General features: G+C 68.0%; 27 protein-coding genes and 1 pseudogene. 24 read left to right on the forward strand and 4 right to left on the reverse strand.

The window, feature by feature from the left end; all coding sequences use genetic code 11:
* The first annotated feature begins 11 nt into the window (after window positions 1–11).
* Genes J2X60_RS14760 through J2X60_RS14790 form a run of 7 tightly spaced genes read left to right on the forward strand, consistent with a single transcriptional unit; the run spans window position 12 to window position 1,951 of the window.
* Window positions 12–326 carry a hypothetical protein gene (locus J2X60_RS14760; protein ID WP_309888497.1) on the forward strand — a complete coding sequence of 105 codons (315 nt, stop codon included), beginning with the start codon at window positions 12–14 and terminating at the stop codon, window positions 324–326.
* Entirely contained in the window at window positions 323–508 is a 186-nt protein-coding gene (locus tag J2X60_RS14765) for a hypothetical protein (RefSeq protein ID WP_309888499.1), read from the forward strand. Before J2X60_RS14760 ends, J2X60_RS14765 begins: the two co-directional genes overlap by 4 nt.
* Complete coding sequence (locus J2X60_RS14770) at window positions 505–897, forward strand: hypothetical protein (protein WP_309888501.1); 393 nt, start codon at window positions 505–507, stop codon at window positions 895–897. Before J2X60_RS14765 ends, J2X60_RS14770 begins: the two co-directional genes overlap by 4 nt.
* Window positions 898–913: 16 nt before the next feature.
* Window positions 914–1,168 (forward strand): hypothetical protein, encoded by a 255-nt coding sequence (locus J2X60_RS14775; RefSeq protein WP_309888503.1) that lies wholly within the window; start codon window positions 914–916, stop codon window positions 1,166–1,168.
* Window positions 1,165–1,341: a hypothetical protein gene (locus J2X60_RS14780; RefSeq protein ID WP_309888505.1), complete on the forward strand. Its 177-nt coding sequence runs from the start codon at window positions 1,165–1,167 to the stop codon at window positions 1,339–1,341. Before J2X60_RS14775 ends, J2X60_RS14780 begins: the two co-directional genes overlap by 4 nt.
* Window positions 1,338–1,772 carry a hypothetical protein gene (locus J2X60_RS14785; protein WP_309888507.1) on the forward strand — a complete coding sequence of 145 codons (435 nt, stop codon included), beginning with the start codon at window positions 1,338–1,340 and terminating at the stop codon, window positions 1,770–1,772. The genes J2X60_RS14780 and J2X60_RS14785 overlap by 4 nt, the downstream gene beginning before the upstream one ends.
* Window positions 1,769–1,951, forward strand: coding sequence for a hypothetical protein (locus J2X60_RS14790; RefSeq protein WP_309888509.1), 183 nt, complete (start codon window positions 1,769–1,771; stop codon window positions 1,949–1,951). Before J2X60_RS14785 ends, J2X60_RS14790 begins: the two co-directional genes overlap by 4 nt.
* 10 nt (window positions 1,952–1,961) lie before the next feature.
* Here the strand turns inward: J2X60_RS14790 and J2X60_RS14795 are convergent, their stop codons facing one another.
* Window positions 1,962–2,492, reverse strand: coding sequence for a hypothetical protein (locus tag J2X60_RS14795; protein WP_309888510.1), 531 nt, complete (start codon window positions 2,490–2,492; stop codon window positions 1,962–1,964).
* Window positions 2,493–2,574: 82 nt separating this feature from the next.
* Here J2X60_RS14795 and J2X60_RS14800 point away from each other — a divergent pair, with 82 nt between their 5' ends.
* The 9 genes and pseudogenes from J2X60_RS14800 to J2X60_RS14840 all read left to right on the forward strand — a co-directional run bounded on the left by J2X60_RS14800 (window position 2,575) and on the right by J2X60_RS14840 (window position 7,857).
* Window positions 2,575–2,889 (forward strand): hypothetical protein, encoded by a 315-nt coding sequence (locus J2X60_RS14800; protein ID WP_309888511.1) that lies wholly within the window; start codon window positions 2,575–2,577, stop codon window positions 2,887–2,889.
* Entirely contained in the window at window positions 2,886–3,389 is a 504-nt protein-coding gene (locus J2X60_RS14805; RefSeq protein WP_309888513.1) for a DNA N-6-adenine-methyltransferase, read from the forward strand. Before J2X60_RS14800 ends, J2X60_RS14805 begins: the two co-directional genes overlap by 4 nt.
* Window positions 3,390–3,451: 62 nt before the next feature.
* Window positions 3,452–3,892, forward strand: a pseudogene (locus J2X60_RS14810) (DNA cytosine methyltransferase); the annotation flags it as partial.
* Between the two features lie 660 nt (window positions 3,893–4,552).
* Complete coding sequence (locus J2X60_RS14815; protein WP_309888718.1) at window positions 4,553–4,690, forward strand: hypothetical protein; 138 nt, start codon at window positions 4,553–4,555, stop codon at window positions 4,688–4,690.
* Window positions 4,687–5,073 (forward strand): hypothetical protein, encoded by a 387-nt coding sequence (locus tag J2X60_RS14820; RefSeq protein ID WP_309888520.1) that lies wholly within the window; start codon window positions 4,687–4,689, stop codon window positions 5,071–5,073. The genes J2X60_RS14815 and J2X60_RS14820 overlap by 4 nt, the downstream gene beginning before the upstream one ends.
* 17 nt (window positions 5,074–5,090) lie before the next feature.
* Complete coding sequence (locus J2X60_RS14825; RefSeq protein WP_309888522.1) at window positions 5,091–5,792, forward strand: hypothetical protein; 702 nt, start codon at window positions 5,091–5,093, stop codon at window positions 5,790–5,792.
* Between the two features lie 3 nt (window positions 5,793–5,795).
* The gene (locus J2X60_RS14830; protein ID WP_309888524.1) at window positions 5,796–6,110 is read left to right on the forward strand and encodes a hypothetical protein; all 315 of its coding nucleotides are present in this window, start codon (window positions 5,796–5,798) and stop codon (window positions 6,108–6,110) included.
* The gene (locus J2X60_RS14835; RefSeq protein ID WP_309888526.1) at window positions 6,110–6,901 is read left to right on the forward strand and encodes a hypothetical protein; all 792 of its coding nucleotides are present in this window, start codon (window positions 6,110–6,112) and stop codon (window positions 6,899–6,901) included. Before J2X60_RS14830 ends, J2X60_RS14835 begins: the two co-directional genes overlap by 1 nt.
* A 35-nt stretch (window positions 6,902–6,936) precedes the next feature.
* A complete protein-coding gene (locus J2X60_RS14840) occupies window positions 6,937–7,857 on the forward strand; it encodes a hypothetical protein (protein ID WP_309888527.1) in 921 nt (306 codons plus the stop codon).
* Between the two features lie 6 nt (window positions 7,858–7,863).
* Here J2X60_RS14840 and J2X60_RS14845 read toward each other — a convergent pair whose 3' ends face one another.
* Window positions 7,864–8,562, reverse strand: coding sequence for a hypothetical protein (locus tag J2X60_RS14845; protein WP_309888529.1), 699 nt, complete (start codon window positions 8,560–8,562; stop codon window positions 7,864–7,866).
* Window positions 8,563–8,673: 111 nt separating this feature from the next.
* Here J2X60_RS14845 and J2X60_RS14850 point away from each other — a divergent pair, with 111 nt between their 5' ends.
* Genes J2X60_RS14850 through J2X60_RS14865 form a run of 4 tightly spaced genes read left to right on the forward strand, consistent with a single transcriptional unit; the run spans window position 8,674 to window position 10,563 of the window.
* The gene (locus J2X60_RS14850; protein ID WP_309888531.1) at window positions 8,674–9,174 is read left to right on the forward strand and encodes a hypothetical protein; all 501 of its coding nucleotides are present in this window, start codon (window positions 8,674–8,676) and stop codon (window positions 9,172–9,174) included.
* Complete coding sequence (locus J2X60_RS14855) at window positions 9,171–9,494, forward strand: hypothetical protein (RefSeq protein ID WP_309888533.1); 324 nt, start codon at window positions 9,171–9,173, stop codon at window positions 9,492–9,494. The genes J2X60_RS14850 and J2X60_RS14855 overlap by 4 nt, the downstream gene beginning before the upstream one ends.
* Window positions 9,458–9,994, forward strand: coding sequence for a DUF6378 domain-containing protein (locus J2X60_RS14860; protein ID WP_309888535.1), 537 nt, complete (start codon window positions 9,458–9,460; stop codon window positions 9,992–9,994). Before J2X60_RS14855 ends, J2X60_RS14860 begins: the two co-directional genes overlap by 37 nt.
* Complete coding sequence (locus tag J2X60_RS14865; protein WP_309888536.1) at window positions 9,991–10,563, forward strand: hypothetical protein; 573 nt, start codon at window positions 9,991–9,993, stop codon at window positions 10,561–10,563. The genes J2X60_RS14860 and J2X60_RS14865 overlap by 4 nt, the downstream gene beginning before the upstream one ends.
* Before the next feature lie 123 nt (window positions 10,564–10,686).
* On the opposite strand, the gene J2X60_RS14870 is transcribed toward J2X60_RS14865, so the two are convergent.
* Entirely contained in the window at window positions 10,687–11,304 is a 618-nt protein-coding gene (locus tag J2X60_RS14870; protein ID WP_309888538.1) for a hypothetical protein, read from the reverse strand.
* A gap of 47 nt (window positions 11,305–11,351) precedes the next feature.
* Here J2X60_RS14870 and J2X60_RS14875 point away from each other — a divergent pair, with 47 nt between their 5' ends.
* From J2X60_RS14875 to J2X60_RS14890, 4 genes are all read left to right on the forward strand, one after another.
* The gene (locus J2X60_RS14875; RefSeq protein ID WP_309888540.1) at window positions 11,352–11,711 is read left to right on the forward strand and encodes a hypothetical protein; all 360 of its coding nucleotides are present in this window, start codon (window positions 11,352–11,354) and stop codon (window positions 11,709–11,711) included.
* On the forward strand, window positions 11,708–13,432 hold the full coding sequence (locus J2X60_RS14880) for a DEAD/DEAH box helicase (protein ID WP_309888541.1): 1,725 nt from the start codon (window positions 11,708–11,710) through the stop codon (window positions 13,430–13,432). The genes J2X60_RS14875 and J2X60_RS14880 overlap by 4 nt, the downstream gene beginning before the upstream one ends.
* Window positions 13,429–13,746 (forward strand): hypothetical protein, encoded by a 318-nt coding sequence (locus J2X60_RS14885; RefSeq protein WP_309888543.1) that lies wholly within the window; start codon window positions 13,429–13,431, stop codon window positions 13,744–13,746. The genes J2X60_RS14880 and J2X60_RS14885 overlap by 4 nt, the downstream gene beginning before the upstream one ends.
* Window positions 13,747–13,859: 113 nt before the next feature.
* Window positions 13,860–14,057: a hypothetical protein gene (locus J2X60_RS14890; RefSeq protein WP_309888544.1), complete on the forward strand. Its 198-nt coding sequence runs from the start codon at window positions 13,860–13,862 to the stop codon at window positions 14,055–14,057.
* 21 nt (window positions 14,058–14,078) lie between these two features.
* On the opposite strand, the gene J2X60_RS14895 is transcribed toward J2X60_RS14890, so the two are convergent.
* Window positions 14,079–14,642, reverse strand: coding sequence for a hypothetical protein (locus J2X60_RS14895; RefSeq protein ID WP_309888545.1), 564 nt, complete (start codon window positions 14,640–14,642; stop codon window positions 14,079–14,081).
* Between the last annotated feature and the right edge of the window lie 5 nt (window positions 14,643–14,647).

Genomic DNA, 14,647 nt, shown 5'->3' on the forward strand with positions numbered 1-14,647 from the left:
GGAGCGCGGCCATGCCCGCAGCCCGCAGACACGACATCAACACCAGCCACGCCGCAGCCCGCAGCGCCCACAAGCCCAGCGAAGTGCAGCAGCGGATCCTCAGCATCCTGCGGAAGTCGGCATGGTCCGGCGACCGCACCGGACTCACCGACGAGCAGATCATCGCCCAGTACAAGGAGCAGTTCGCCGCCGACGTCGTTCCCACGGAACAGTCGATCCGGTCCCGCCGCGCCGAGCTCGTCGCCGCCGGCAAGGTGCGCCGCAGCCTCACCCCCGGCAAGTCGGGCACCGGCCGGCCGTCAGCGAAGTGGACGACCACCTCATGAGCGGCACCGTCCCCGCCGGCGACATGTACGGCAAGTTCTTCCCCGGCGAGCCCTACGCCATCGACTTCACCCCCACCGCACAGCAGGCCGCAGCGGTCACCGCGCTCGCCGAGCAACGCGACGCCGCCGACCTGCTCCCGATGCTCCTCGGCGACGGCGTCCTCGAGGAAGCCCTGCGATGAACGCCGATTCACCGGTCCTGCTCGTCCTCGACCGCGGCGTAATCAGCGACGACGAGCTCCCCGAGATCCTCGACGACGTCCGCTACGTCCAGTGGGGGCACCGCCCGTACAGCACCCCCATGTTCTACCCCGCCGGCCCCGACTGCCCCCACCAGACAGCCGACCCCGACCACCCGGAACACCTCAACGGCTCCTGGCCCGACGGCGACTCGCTCTGCATGCTCCGCCCCGCAGGCCACGGCTGCTCCGAGTGCGAAAGCGACGGATGCGCGATCAACGCCCGACGCTCCTGGCTCGCCGACGACATCACCGCCCTCTGGTGGCTCGTCTCCGACGCCGACGACACACCCCGCAACGAAGGCGCGGCGCTCGCCGCAGCCACCAACTGATCGAAGGACCAAACCCATGAGCACGACCGCCCGCAAGGCCCGCAAGCGCCTCCGCCACGACGACCTCGCGCTCCGCGCAGCGCTCGCCGCGAGGGGCCTGCCCACCGACAGCGTCCACGTGCACCCGCCGTTCCAGCACCCGGTGAAGGTCGGGACGCCGCTCGAGCAGCGCACCAAGAACGTCCAGCGCCGCGACGCCCGACTGCAGCGCGAGATCGACATCGCCAACCGCCGCGGCTGGCTGTCCCGACTGCTCTTCCGCACCCGATGAGGATCGCGGGGGCGCTCATCTACGCATCGCTCGTCTTCGCCGTGTTCGCGTCGTGCGCCGACCGGTCGACACCCCTGTGGGCCGTGCTCTCCTGGGCCGTCGTCGTCCTGTTCGTCGCCTCGCTGATCCGCGTGCACTCCGTCCTCAACGCACCCAGGAAGGACCAACGATGAAGACCCAGACCTTCACCGACACCCTCGTCGTCGTCACGTGCGGCGCAACCGGGTGCGGTCAGACCTTCGGCATGACGGAGGCGTTCTACCGCCAGGTCCGCGACTCTCACGAGACGTGGTACTGCCCGAGCGGCCACCCCCGCGCGTACCTCGGGGAGTCCGCGATCGAGAAGGAGCGCCGCCTGCGCCAGGCCGCTGAGCGGCAGGCCGGCTACGCCCGGGCGTCCCGCGACGCAGCTCGTGACCAGGCGGAGGCCGCGGAACGCTCCGCCCGCGCGTACAAGGGGCATGCCACCCGGCTCCGGAACCACATCGCGAACGGGGTGTGCCCGGTGCCTTCCTGCCGGCGCTCGTTCGAGAACGTGCGCCGCCACATCGCGGGTCAGCACCCGGACTGGGCGCACGAGCACCCCGACGCGTTGACGCCATGAGTGACGACGAGAACCAGAAGGCGGCCGAGCTCGTCCCGAGGTCGTGGCGGAACCACCACCGGTCCCGCCGAGCCCACGAACTCCGCCGCGACATGGCCGCCGTCGACGAGAGCCTCGTCGTCAGCGAGTGGTGGGAGGAGTCAAGCGCAGACCCAGATCAAGCTTCAACCGGCGACTGAGGAGACACTTTCAGGAGTGCTCGTCGGCGCTTTCCGTGGCAGGGAGCTCCACGCCCTGTGCGACGGCCCCCAAAGCGGCAAGCGTGGAGCTCTGGGTGCTCTGTCCAGTCCACCACTCTTTCACGGCGGCGTTCAACAAAGTCATAGCGTCGGCCTTGTCGTTAGGGTCCAGCCGATCTAGACGACGGATCGCGAGTCGTATTGCGTCGACGACCGGTCGTTCATTCTTGTTCGCCTCGAGCTCGACGAGAAGGACGGCTGCCGCAGCCTTGACCTTCGCCTCTCGGCGCTGGTCATTCCATAGGTCCATCCAGCTGGGCCCGTCGGCATCCATCGCCATGCGGGCACGTCGCTTGTTCGGACGTTCGATTGCGTTCCACTCGGTGAACGCCTCGATCAACGCGGCAAGTCGATTCGTCATCAGTTCCTTGTGACGAGAGCCACCCGCCTGCTTGGCGAGGAGCCACGAGGTTCCGCCGGCAAAGGCGGCACCGACAACGGTTGCCAGCAACGTCGCGGGGAAAGTCGACCAGTCATTCACGCCGCCGAGCGTAACCGAATCGAGGAGTCTCCATGATTTCTACCCGCCCCGAACTCTGCGCCGTCGCTGGCCAGGAGAAGGCATGAGCCGAAACCGGGGCCGAGAGCGTCGCCGCATCCTCAAGCATCTCGCTCAGACCCCACCGGCCTTCGTCGAGGAGATCAGCCCCGCCCGCCTGCTGCAGACCACCGACGTCGACCACGTCGTCGCGTTCCGCACCGTCGGCCACCGCCTCTCGCGGGAACCGCAGAACCGCACCATCGGGACGCTCATCGGCGTCCGCCCACCCGACACCAGCTCGCCAAACCGCATGCAGCTCGTCGTCCAGCAGGGCGTCGACCAGCGGACGTTCTCCGTGAACATCGGCGAGCCGGTCACCATCAGGAGACCAGCATGACCAGAGCGATGGGGTCGCACCAGTCGGCTCGCGCCAAGACCACCACCTGGCTCACCCCGCCGGACATCGTCCAGGCCCTCGGCCCGTTCGACCTCGACCCCTGCGCCGCGCCATCACCGCGCCCCTGGCCGACCGCCGGTCGCCACATCGAGCTCCCCGCGGACGGCCTCGCCGCCGACTGGTCCGGATTCGTCTGGCTGAACCCGCCCTACTCACACGAGGCATGGCGATGGCTTGCCAAGCTCGCCGACCACGGAGACGGCATCGCCCTCGTCTTTGCCCGCACCGAGACCGCCGGGTTCGTCGCCGAGGTCTGGGGCAAAGCAACTGCGTTGCTCTTCCTCCACGGCCGCCTCCACTTCCACCACGCCGACGGCACCCGTGCAGCCGCCAACAGCGGCGCACCCTCCGTCCTCGTCGCCTACGGCGAACCTGCCGCCGCGCGCCTCGAGCAGACGGCGCTCGTCGGTTCGTTCGTTCGGCTGAGGGGTGAGGGGTAATCGTGCCTCGTATCGGATCTCTGTTCAGCGGGTACGGCGGCCTCGACCTCGGCGTGCAGCAAGTGCTCGGCGGCTCGGTCGCGTGGCACGTCGAGTTCGACGAAGCACCGTCCGCGATTCTCGAGCACCACTGGCCGGGCGTCCCGAACTACGGCGACGTCACCGCGGTCGACTGGACCGCAGTCAAGCCAGTCGACGTCCTGACGGGCGGATTCCCCTGCCAGGACGTGTCCCTCGCCGGTCTGCGCCGGGGACTCAAGGACGGCACGCGATCCGGACTGTGGTCCGAGTACGCGCGAGCCATCGACGTACTCCGTCCTGGACTCGTCGTGATCGAGAACGTGAGAGGACTGCTCAGTGCCGAAGCTGATCGGAACCTGGAATCAAGCCCGTGGGGTGTGGGAGACCGACACTCTGGACCTGCTCTCCGCGCACTCGGAGCCGTACTCGGCGACCTGGCCGACCTCGGGTATGACGCGGAGTGGTGCGGCCTACGAGCTGCAGACGCCGGCGCTCCACATGGCCGGTTCCGCGTCTTCATCGTTGCCTACCCCGCGGGCAAGCCGTGGTGCATCGGGGACCGCGACGATGTACGCGCTCGGAGCCGAACGTTCCGACGCGGAACGGACGCAGGGCGAGGTCGTCTTGCCGACCCCGCTCGCGTCGGACGGGGAGAAGACGAGCCGGACCTACGCGCGGGGGAACCCCACTCTCCGTGGGACCTTGGAAACGCTGCGCCCCACCCCGATGACGCTGCTCAAGACGCCGTTGTCGAACCTCGGACAGAACGGCGGGTCTCAGCACCCGGACAAGCGGAAGGCGGGTGGGCACGGCCCGACCCTGGCGGACGAAGTGGAACACCTGCTGCCTCCGCAGACGGTGTTCCCCAACGGCGAGATGCTCGACGGTCATCAGCTACTGCCGACCCCAGCAGCACACGACTCGGGCAACACCCCGGAGAACCACCTGCGGAAGAAGCCCGGCCGCGCAGTGGTGACATCCCTGCAGGTGCTGGTCGACCACGACCTGATCGCGACTGGGGGCCGTATCGTCCCGCCATCGAGCGCTGGGAGCGCGTCACCGGACGACTAGCCCCAGCACCCACGAACCCCGACGGCCGTGACGGTGGGCAGCGCCTCGCACCCGAGTTCGTCGAATGGATGATGGGCCTTCCCGAAGGTCACGTCACCGGCACACCACTCACGCGAGCGCAGCAGCTCAAGGCACTCGGCAACGGAGTGGTCCCGCAGCAGGCTGCGCTCGCCGTGTCGGTGCTGCTCAACCGATCGGCGGCTGCATGAGTGCCGCGGAAGTCTGGTCGATCGTTCTCCCGTACGAGACGCCGCCGCTGACGGAGAACCAGCGGATGCACTGGTCGGCCCGGAGGAAGCTCGTCGCCCGGGTCCGTGAGCGTGCGTCGTGGGAAGCCCGGTCGCGGCGCATCCCACCGCTCGGCCGGTGCCGCGTCGACCTCGAGTGGCACGTCGCCACGAACCACCGCCGCGACGCCGACAACGTCGTCCCCACCCTCAAGGCGCTGTGCGACGGCCTCGTCGACGCAGGCGTCGTCCCCGATGACACCCCAGACCTGATGGAGAAGACGATGCCGGCCATCGTCCGCCTCCCGACCGGTCGCAAGAAGGCGGACCAGTTCCTGCTGCTCCGCATCACCGACATCTCCTGACCCGAACGGAGCATCCGATGCCCACCTTCACCGCACCGCTGAACGTCCTGCAGCGAGGTCTGCACGCCGTGACGCCGCACCTCGACTTCGACACCTGGACGCCCGCTCTCGAGTGTGTGAACGTCGTGAACGACGGCACTGACATTCTGCTCCTGAGCACCGACCGGTTCAGCGCTGCTGAGTACCGGATCCCGCATGTCGAGATCATCGCCCCGGACGTTTTGCGCGGTGGCGAGGTCTTCCTGCTCACGGAGGAGGCCGTCGAGCACGTGCGGGAGTTCACCAATGTGCCGAGGTCGGACTGGGACGACGCCCCGCCGCAGTACGCGCCAGATGGCTGGACCGTCATCGTCGACCTCGTCGACGCGGACCCTGATGACCTCTCCACCGGCGCTCTCCTGATAAGCATCATCGACGACGCCGGGGTCACTCGGTCCATGCGGCGTCTCGAGTCACGACGGACGAGCTACCCCGCAGTCCACGGGCTCTTCCCCGACCGGCTGACCCCAGCCTCGACGATCGGGGCGAGCGCGGACATCCTCGGACGGGTGGCGAAGACCGCGAACTTCGTCGGCGACGTGTTCGGGCCCACCGAGATCACCATCAGTACCGGGCACGTCGAGAGTCGCCGCCCCGTGTTCGTGATCGAGTACGGCGACGCCCCAGTCCGGGTGCTCTTCTCGCAGCGAGAGCTGACCGCGTCCGCCGGAGGGGAGTAGCGCGTGGACGTCGGCTACACCTACGCGGCGAAGGGCGCGCTCGATCAGCTCTCGCTGCACGCCCCGCCCGAGTTCGAACCGCCCACGTCGGTCACCGTCACCCGGGACGGCGCGCCTGTCGTGTTCGTCCGCCTCTCCGACGTCGTGCTCACCTGCGGGAAAGTGTCCGGCGTCCAAGGCAGCTGTACCAGCGCCGAGTGCCACCGCCGCGTGATCGGCGAGTGCCAGTGCGGTCGACACCGGGGGCTCCTCGACCGCGACCCCGACGACATGCGACCTCGCATCGAGGTCCGTGTCCACGATGAAGGATCTACCTGATGCCAAAGGACAAGCGCCTCTGGATGAAGTTCCCCAACGACTTCTGGCAGCACCCGAAGATCGCGCCCCTGTCGGACGCCGCGTTCCGTGCGTTCGTCGAGCTCAACGGCTACTCGCGGATGCAGGACCTCGACGGACGGATCGCGACCGCAGTTGTCGCCCGGATGTGGCCGAAGGACGCGATCGACGAGCTGCTCAGGAACCACCCGGAACGTCCCTCGCTGAGCGTCGACGGACCCGAGTACGTCATCTGGAACTACGACGAGCACCAAGAGACGAAGGCCGAGCGGATCGCCCGGCAGGAGACGAACACCGCCAACGGGAAGCGCGGCGGCAGGCCCCGCAAAACCGACTCGGCAACCGAACAGAAACCGACTGGGTTTCCGGTCGCTAACCCAATCGGAACCGACCCGGCACCCGGGACAGAACCGAACGAAAACCAGAGTCAGAGTCAGAGTCAGAGTCAGAGTCAGAGGAATGACACTACTTACCTTTCAGAGACATCTCACTCTGGTAACCGTGCGCGCGAATCCGACGAGGAGAAGGAGTTCCTGCGTGAAGAGGCAGGGCACCTCGGGATCGACGATGTCGACGGGCTGGTCAGAACGCTGACCGAAGTCCTCGGCGAGATCCCGACCGGGCTGGCGATCGATGTCGCCCGGGTCATCCTCGGACGCGCCTCGACGATGCCACGCAAGCCGTTGGCCTACGTCACGGCTGCGTGCCGAGAGCCGGACAACGTCCGCGCCATCCAAGCCCAGCTGCAGCACCCCGCGGGGGAGGCCGCCTAGGCACACACCACTGACATCCGAGGAACACCATGTCCATGCCAACCAGGAAGTCGTGCCCGCCGGACCACAAGCACGGCGCGACCCGCAACTGCTACAACTCGCACGGCTGCCGCTGCGAGGACTGCACGACCAGCATCACGAACGCGCAACGCGACTACCGGAAGGCGAAGGCCTACGGACGGTGGACGTCGCCACTCGTCGACGCCGAGCCCGCACGTGAACACGTGCAGCGGCTCCGCGAGTACGGCATCGGCGTCAACCGCATCGGCCGCATCGCGAACTTCCCCATGATCGGGCGGCTCATCTACGGTCCGCCGACAGCGCCAGGACAGCCGCGCGTCCCGCTGCGGCGCATCGACGCGGAGAAGGCACGCCGCATCCTCGCGGTTCGCCCCACCATCGACCTCATCGCAGACGGTGCCCGCATCCCCGCCCGGGGCACGCACCGCCGGCTGCAGGCCCTCGTCGCGCACGGCTGGTCGCAGATGCGCCTCAGCTACGAGCTAGGCCTTGGCCCGAACGAGGTGAACCGGCTGCTCCGCACCAGCCAGGTGTCCGGACGGACGCACCGATCCGTCGCGCAACTCTTCGACCGGCTCTGGCAGGTGCCGCCACCTGAGGGCACCACTGCCCAGCGGACCACCTACAGGCGGGCGCTGACCCTCGCGAGAGCGAACGGGTGGGTGCCCGCACTCGCGTGGGACGACATCGACCTCGACGACGCACCGCCCGCCGTCGACGACCTCGTCGACGAGGCCGCCGTCATGCGCGCCATCGAGGGGGAGCAGACGGATCTCACCCCGAAGCAGCGCCGTGAAGCCGTCGAGATCCTTCACGCCCGCGGGCTGAACGACAAGGAGATCGCCGCGCGGATCCACTGCTCTGACCGCACCGTTCTCCGCATCCGACACGACGAGCTCGGACTTACCGCCAACGTGCACCCCCGCGCGGCGTGATGCCTGTCACTCCGTATTGCGGTTCTTGCTGTTCTCGCGTGCTTGCGCTTCGAGGCGAGGCGCAGCCTGGGTCTTCACCTGAGCGACCGCATCGTATGAATTCCACCGCTTCGGTCTCTGTTCGAATGGGTGGGGCTCCGACATCGGCTTGCCGCGTGAATAGGCACGAACGTCAAGATCAGCGGTGCGCCAGTTCATCCAGGCGTCCCTGCGTCGGTCGTTCGTCGGCAGGTCGTCTCCGACTGGGTCTTCCTCCGGTGGGAAGCGGACCGGGCTGAAGAGATCCGTCATTCGCCGAATCAGGTACTCCGCGCTCAAGGGGTCGTTGAGCGTCGCGGCGACCGACTTCAGGTAGTCCTCGTACATGTCGAGGTCCATCTCCTCAACCGGCAGCGGTTCATTCACCTTGCTCTTGCGGAGCATCAGGTTGAAGCGTCTCGCGAGCGCCGCAAAGTCAAGGCGCTGACGCTCGCCCTCGCGACGGTTCTCCTCGTTCAACCGCTCGGTCTCAGCACGTTGCACCTTCTCGGCGAGCAGGTGGCTGCGTCGTGCAATCAGCAGCGCCGCCACTCCGACCACTGACGAGACCAAGAGGCTCAGGAGCCCGAGTGCCAAGGAGGCCCACAAGCCTGCCAAGGGGATTGCTAAGTCCCGCCACCACTCATACGAAAACCAGGACGGCCATTCCTCGGGCAGCGGACTCATCTGCCGACCGTACTGCCCTCCCGTCGAAACGACCACACCAGCGCCGACCCACCACAGGGTCGGCGCTTCACACATAAACCGCGGCGCTCGCCGCCAGTCAGGACTCGCATCATGAGCAGCATCACGTTCCGCAAGCGCCCGGTTCCGGTCGAGGCGATGCAGACGGCCCCGACGGATCCGATGGTGGCCGAGAAGGACCGGGAGGAGCAGAACCGGCTCGTCGCGCAGTGGATCTCGAACGCGGGCGGCGACGTCGTCAGCTTCGGCGTGACGGGGATCGACATCGGGACGCTCGAGGGCACGATGACTGCGAGCCCGGGTGACTGGATCATCCGGGGTGTGCAGGGGGAGTTCTACCCGTGCAAGCCGGACATCTTCGCGAAGACGTACGACACGGTCGACGTCGAGGCGGAAGCGCGGGCGGCGGAGCGGTTCTTCACTGCCAGCGAGCACGACGACGTCGTGGCCCTCCGCGACCGCATCGTGGCCCTCGGCGCTGAGACCGACCGCCGGGTCCCCGCCGGCCGGAACAAGTCCCTCGCCCTCACCGCCCTCGAGGACGTGCAGATGCGCGGCAACCGCGGCCTCTTCGCGCCGGAGCACCTGCGATGAGCCGTCCCCGCACCCCGGAGCACTTCCCCCGCATGAAGGTCCGCGGCGGCCGCCGCCGCCTGAATGCGCAGATCGGGCAGGCCTGGTCTGGCATGGCCGAAACGGCGTTCAAGGCGGGCCGGGCGTTCGTTCACATCTCCGCGCAGGTGGGGCCATTCGTCGAAGCGATGGAACGTGTCCGCCGGCAGCTGCGCATCGGCACCCTCGTCGGTTACTGGCTCGCCCGCCGCCGGGCCCGTGACCAGTGGCTGTCCCGCCACATGCTCCCCGCCACCCCGTCGCCGTGGGCGGCACCGACCCAGAAGGGATCCACACGATGACCAGCCGCTCCGAGGTTCTGTCCACCGCTGACCACCTCGTCTCGAAGGACCGCGCCGACGTGTACGGGCCGCCCCGCCAGTCGTTCGGTCGCATCGGTGCCCTGTGGGGTGCGATGCTCGGCACGGACGCCATCCCGCCGGCGACGGTCGCCCTGATGCTCGTCCAGCTCAAGGTGTCGCGCATCGTCTCATCTCCCGGGCACGAAGACTCCTGGGCCGACCTCGCCGGCTACGCGGCCCTCGGCGGTGAGCTCGCCACAGAGGACGGCCGCGAGCGTGCCGCCCTCGCGAGGTCGGTACGTGTCGGCGATCTCGATCGATCGCACGTCGGACGGCCCATCGAGTTCCTCTCTCGGAACGGCTGGCGCTGCACAGGCACGCTTGCCGAGGCCAGGCCCGAGTCGCAGTCGGTCGCCATCCGCCTTTCGGAATCCGAGAAGATGCAGACCTACGTCGATCGGACCACGCTCGTGCTCTTCACTGACAGAGGTGAGCAGTGACCGTCGACACCGGCAACCTTCGCAGATGGGCCGACGCCGTCACCGGCTGGCACGAGTCCGGGATGACGCTCACCACCATGACCGTCGCCACCGACCTCGCGACCCTCTCCCGAGCGGCAGCGGACGAGCTCGAGCAGCTGCGAGCGGCACTGGCAGCGGTGCCGCACTCGACGCTCTGCGCGTTCATGACCACCGCGTACGACGAGCCCTGCTGCTGCCCGAAGAGCCTGAACAACGACCCCACCGAGGTTGAGGTCGAAGGCTCCCTATTCCCCGTCGCAGACCTCCCCGACATCCTGCGCCGACACATGCAGGCACTCGACGCCGCAGCGCGACGAGAGAAGCAGCACTGGATCGACCACCACGAGCAGACTTCGCCAACACTCGCCGAACGCCTGGCGCGGGCAGCCACCGTCGCCTACAGGGGCCCCGACGACACCGACGCAGGCATGCTCCGCCGGTACGCCGACAACATCGAGCACGGGTACCAGGGCGGCGGCAGCAACCTCACCGCAGCCGTCGCACGAGTCCTCACAACGGTCGCCGACACGATCGACCTCACACCGTGAACCCGGCGCTCGCCGTAGTCATCGACGCCGTCTGTTGCCTCATCGCTGCAGGCGGCGTCTTCGTCGCTCGGGTCGTGACGGACGACGCATGGCGGAACCGCTGGCACTGACGCGTTGCGCCTGCTATTGGGCACTCATTCGAGCACGGGAGCGTTCTCTCGCAGCCTTCTCCTCCTGCTCGATGAAGGCGCGGACGTTGGCCTCGATCGTCTCCACGCTGTCTTGTCGCGCCAGCACGTTGGCGAGAGCCCCAGCGAGCAAGCCAGCGACACTTCTGCGCACGTCCCAGCGCGCGCTGTGTCCACTGCTGTGGAACTCCTCGTAGACGGCTTGAGTCGCTGGCTTGTCGTGTTCGTTCGCCGTGGCGTGAACGAGCATCAGACGTGCCTGGCTGGCGGCGTGAAGTTGTCTCTGCTCATCTGTCCAGCCGAGTCCCTCGGTGACTGCATTGCCGTAGGCCACAAGCGCGGTCATCGCTGAATCGATGACTCGACCTAGCTGGTCCTTGTACCGGTCCGCGCGGTCGTCTTCTGCTCGTCTCTCCGCGTCTCGCCGATCGCGGTCGGCTCGCTCTGCTGCGTCCTCTGCGACCTTCTTGGCGAGATTGTGCGACCTGATCGCCACCCAGATTGTGGCGGCCGCCGTCAATACCGCAGCAATCACCCCAAGTGAGCCAGTCCCAACGTCTCTCCACCACTCATAGCTGTCGACGGGGTGCCAATCGATGTCCAAAAGCATCACGCGCAGACCGTATCGCGGCTACGCATATGCATGAAAGGCGCCTCTCCATGGCCGTCATCGCCATCACCAAGGTGATCGAGCGGGCCGTCCTCGTCCACGTGCACGAGGACGAGCTGCAGGCCGGCATCGCCGTCGCCCTCGACGCGGCTGGGATCGCCGCCCGCCGCGAGGTCGTCCTGTCCGACGGACGCTCTCGCATCGACCTGCTCACCGACGACCGCATCGGTATCGAGGTGAAGGTCGCCGGCACCTGGGCGAACGTCGTCCGGCAGCTGACCCGGTACGCGAAGTGCGACGACGTCGACGAGCTAGTCCTCGTCACCACCCGCGTCGCCCACCACCACATCCCGGCCGACCTCGAGGGGAAGCCGGTCCACCTCATCTCCCTGATCGGAGCAGCCCTATGACCCGCACCTACGGCACGTACGCGTACATCGCGACGGGCCACGACTGGACCCGCGGCAAGCCGGCCTGGCAGCTGAAGGTCGAGCCCGCCGTCGCCGTCCGCGCGAAACGCATTTTCGCCCGGGCCCGCGCCACCACCCGCGGCACCGTGAACATGCTCGCCACCGACGAGACCGCGCACGACCTCAGCTGGATGCTGCTGCGGTGGCCGCTTGAACCGGCTGACGAGCGGAGCGCGCAGGCGCTCAGCGAAGCCGCCGGGCGGTACGAACGCCGTGAGGCGCGCATCGGGGAGGTGCTCGCGGGCACCGCGACGCGGGACGCGTTCACGTTCGAGCCAGCCAAGACGCCGCGGGACTACCAGCGCACCGCCGTAGACCTCCTGCGCACCTCCACCCGTCTCCTGCTCACCGACGAGGTCGGCCTCGGCAAGACGTTCACGGGACTGCTCGCCCTCGCACACGAGGACGCGCTGCCGGCGGTCGTCATCCCGCCAACGCACCTGCCGTCCCGGTGGGTGACGGAACTGCAGGAAGCGTTCCCGGCACTGACGTTCGAGGTGGCGAAGTCGACGAAGCCGAGCGCCGCGTTCGAGCGCGGTGACCGGCCCGACGTGCTGATCGTCCCGTACTCGAGGCTCGCCGGGTGGGCGCAGCACCTGCGGGGCTGGGCGCAGACGGTCATCTTCGACGAGATCCAAGACCTCCGGCGCGGCACCGAGACCGTGAAGGGCACCGCGGCCGCGTCGATCGCCCGCGAGGCCCGGTACGCGCTCGGCCTCACCGCGACGCCGGTCTACAACTACGGCGGCGAGGTGTGGAACCTGCTCGACATCCTTTCCGAGGGCGTCCTCGGCTCCCGCGACGAGTTCCTCCGAGAGTGGGGGAGCACGTCGTGGAGCAGCCACATCAAGGTCGGCGACCCGGCCGCGCTCGGCTCGTACCTCCGCGAGCAGGGCCTCATGCTCGGCCGGACTCGGAAGGACGTCGGCCGGGAGCTGCCGCAGACGATCAAGGTGCCGCAGTTCATCGACGCGGACCCGAAGGCACTCGACGCGGTCGCCGGCGACGCCGCGGCCATGGCGCGACTGATCCTGTCCGACACCGCGACCCGGCAGGAGAAGTTCCGGGCTGCCGGGGACCTCGACTGGAAGCTGCGCGAAGCGACGGGGATCGCGAAGGCACCGTTCGTCGCTGAGTTCGTCCGGCTGCTGCTCGAGTCGGAGGAGAAGGTCGTCCTCTTCGGCTGGCACCGCGCCGTGTACGACGTCTGGAACGAGATGCTCGCCGAGTACAAGCCGATCATGTACACCGGCACCGAGTCGTCCCGCCAGAAGGACGCCGCTTACGACGCGTTCGTGCACGGCGACTCCCGGATCCTGATCATGTCCCTCCGGTCCGGTGCAGGCGTCGACGGCCTGCAGCTCGTGTCCCGCACCGCGGTGTTCGGCGAGCTCGACTGGTCACCGCAGGTACACGAGCAGGCGATCGGCCGCCTCCGACGCGACGGCATGGGCGACGAGCCGCCCGTCGCGTACTTCCTCAACAGCACCGAGGGGTCCGACCCGGCCCTGATGGAAGCGCTGCAGATCAAGCGCAACCAGGCGGAGCCGCTCGTCAACCCCGACGGGAAGCTCTTCGCCAACGCCGTCCAGGACACCACCCGCGCTCGGGCCCTCGCCGAGCAGATTCTCGCCCGAACCGACAAGGAGCAAGCAGCATGACCACGTTCACGCCCGCCAACCACGGCGTCCACCCAGCCATCGAGGAAGAGCGCAGCAGGCAGATCTTCGACGAGGGGTACGGCTCTTCCCACGACCGAGGTCACGCACGTGAACTCCTTGCTGCCGCCACCGCCTACGAAGCCGCAGCGGGCTACCTCGAATCGCACCAGCAACTGGTGTCGATGGGGCCGCCGCGGATCTGGCCGTGGGCCGCCGAGCACTGGAAGCCGTCCACCCCGGATCGCATGCGGGAGAAGGCTGGCGCGCTCGCCTTGGCTGCGATCGACGAACTCGGACGGGAGCTCGACCATTGAGCGGCCGCACGATCCTGCAGCAGGAGCTCTACGAGCAGTTCCTGGACCAAGGCGTGGACGAGGACACCGCGGACATCATGTGCCGCGAGTACGCCGACGACGAGGAGGACTAGATGCCCACCGATCCGATCCATACCACCGGCGGCCTCCCCGTCTCCGTCGACCACCGCTCCGGAGTCGTCCTCCTCGAGGTCGGCCGCGGCTCGAAGGTCGCGTTCGCAGCGAAGGACGCCGCAGCGCTCGGGCAGCAGCTGATCGACGCCGCGAAGGACTCCATCCATGCGGATCGTCTTGAGCGACGAAGGCCCTGAGCTGCCCAACCAGGTCGCTCGTCAGTAGTCGTCAGCGTCGTCGTACTTGTCGGCCTCTTCGGCCGCGGCGATCGCCTCGGGCATCAGCTTCTCGGCATCGGCGACGAGCCTGGCGACGTCGTGATCGTCGGTGAGAAGTGACGGCAGCACAACAGAGAGTCCGCCTGCGACTGCAGCACCGATGCGCCAGTCCGTGTGATCGCTTGCCTTGCGGTAGCAACGGACGACGGCGTCGATCACGGGGCGGTCGTGCTCGCTGACAACGGCCAGCACCAGCCTGAGTCTTGCGATCGCGTTGGACAGCAGGTTGCGCTCGTCGGCGGTACCCACCCTTCGAGAAGAAAGCATCTCGGCACGATGGTCGAGCATCGCCGTCACCGTGGGCTCCACGGTCCGGAACAGCTGGTCCCGGTACCGCTCTCGGGCAGCACCCCTGTCGCGCTTGCTTTCGTCCAAGCGCACCTGAACCGCGAGCTTGTGGGACTGCCGTGCGACGACGATCGCGACAGCACCGACAACCACGGACCCGACACCAGTCAGCGTCGGCAACCCGATGTCCTTCAACCAGTCGTACCAGTCATGCACGCCTG

Origin of the sequence: Curtobacterium sp. 320 (assembly GCF_031455235.1) — a bacterium.
In the GTDB taxonomy this organism is placed as follows: Bacteria; Actinomycetota; Actinomycetes; order Actinomycetales; family Microbacteriaceae; genus Curtobacterium.